1 protein-coding gene is annotated in these 1,907 nt (G+C 43.0%); it reads right to left on the minus strand.

The annotated features are described in order from the left end of the window. Positions 1–81: 81 nt before the first annotated feature. Entirely contained in the window at positions 82–1,416 is a 1,335-nt protein-coding gene (ltrA, locus tag K1Y79_RS29005) for a group II intron reverse transcriptase/maturase (protein ID WP_236059931.1), read from the minus strand. Positions 1,417–1,907: the final 491 nt, after the last annotated feature.

Below are 1,907 nucleotides of genomic sequence, written 5' to 3' on the forward strand. Positions count from 1 at the left end.
TAGTAAGTAAACCCAGGCATCTCAGCCTGAGATTCTGTAAGAACCGTACGTGAAGATCTCCCTTCATACGGCTCCGGTTATCTAAACCGTTGGTTTACTACCTAGGAGTTCCCAATGAACAAATAACTTCGGCTGGCGTAGATAAACACTATGCAACCACCGTATAGCTTTCATCTCACTGGAACGTAGGTGTTTATATTTCCGTCTTGCCCATGTGGCTAGCTTTACATCAACTATATGCATATAATTTGTCAGTTTAGCTTTATAAAACTTACCATAATATCTGATCCATCCTCTTAATATAGGATTGATAAATGCTGAGACTTCCTGCAGAGTTATAGTTGTCTGGTGGAATACCTGCCATTTACGCATTGCCTTATTCATTGAACTCAGCGCTTTACGGCTCACAGCGGGTAACCAATTCGTAAACCATACACCCCGTTGGCTATTTTGAGCCATTCTTGGACGGAACGTGTAGCCTAAAAAGTCAAAGGATTTCTTTGCTACACCCGGATGTCTGCGGTTACTATCTTTACAATAAACGACGTAAGTCTTTTCCGCATGCAAAGCCATTCCGCAGCTTGATAGCCTTGTGCTTATAGCTTGCTTAACTTCCTCGGCTTCTAGCATACTTGAACAATGTATTAGAGCGTCATCTGCATATCTTTCAAAAGGGCAACCAGAATAATTTACTTCTAACCACTTATCCATACAATAGTGTAAGAATAGATTAGACAATAATGGACCTATCACTGAACCTTGCGGAACGCCTTTGGTCCTTTCAATTATTTCTCCATTTACCTTTTGTAAGGGCACTTTCAGCCACCGTTCAATATATAAAAGCATCCATTTCGTCTTACAATGTTGTCTAACAGCTCTCATCAATAGATCATGAGGTATATTGTCAAAGCATCCCTGAATATCCATATCAACTACCCAGTTCCTTGACCAGCATCGATCTCGGGCACAGGATAATGCCTGGTGAGCTGATCTACCGGGACGGTATCCATAGGAGTCTTTATGAAAGATCAGTTCCAACTCCGGTTCTAATAATCCTCTTACTATGGTTTGGGCAATCCGGTCGCTTATAGTGGGTATACCAAGAGGTCTTAGTCCACCTCCTTTCTTTGGTATCTCCGTTAATTTTACCGGCGGTGGAATGTAACTTCCTGAGCTCATTCTATTCCACAACCGATATAGATGATTCCGGTAGTCTTTATCGAACTGCTCGAGGCTGATCCCATCTATGCCACCAGCACCCTTATTGGACTTTACTTTCTGATAGGCCATACTCACTAATCGCATACTAATTGCAAACGGTTTTGTCTTGCTCATCTTCGTACCTCCTGACTGATTTTTTTTTTCAGCAGTTTTCGTTAATGAATAAAACCAGATAACAGCCTCCCTTCGCTCCATCTCCATTACAGAGACTTCAACACTACTACGAAGGCTTCTGCCCCTGTGCAAAGCATCGATACTTTCTATCTTGTTGTCCTTGCAACTTGATATTTTCTCTTAGCATCTCTACGACAGGTTCTCCTGTTCCTGATAAACGCCTGTGTTAAGTTCATGCCGTTTATGCGCCGGGTGCCGCAGTAACAGTAATCAGGTAACCTTACTACTTATCCCAGGGTTGATACTGCACCCTGGTTCTGACACCATCTTACCCTTTCGACGTCTCAAGCAACGGTTCACTTCGTTCATCTCCTTAACACGCACCTGACATGTTTGTCATGCCTTTTCTTTCGATGCTCACTACCACAACTCTTGATTGCAGCAGCTGAAAGTGGTTTGCGGGCTGCTCCTGAAAGCCGCCAGCGATGGGCCGCCCATCATCATTTATCAAGCATTGGTTAAGCTATCAAAGAATTATTTTGATAGCTGATCACCATGCAGGACACTCAGTA

It is taken from the genome of Chitinophaga rhizophila (genome assembly GCF_019492185.1).
In the GTDB taxonomy this organism is placed as follows: domain Bacteria; phylum Bacteroidota; class Bacteroidia; order Chitinophagales; family Chitinophagaceae; genus Chitinophaga; species Chitinophaga rhizophila.

Bases quoted from the DNA above. Each gene is read 5' to 3' on its own strand.
- ltrA (WP_236059931.1), bottom strand. From the start codon at position 1,416: ATGGAGCGAAGGGAGGCTGTTATCTGGTTTTATTCATTAACGAAAACT.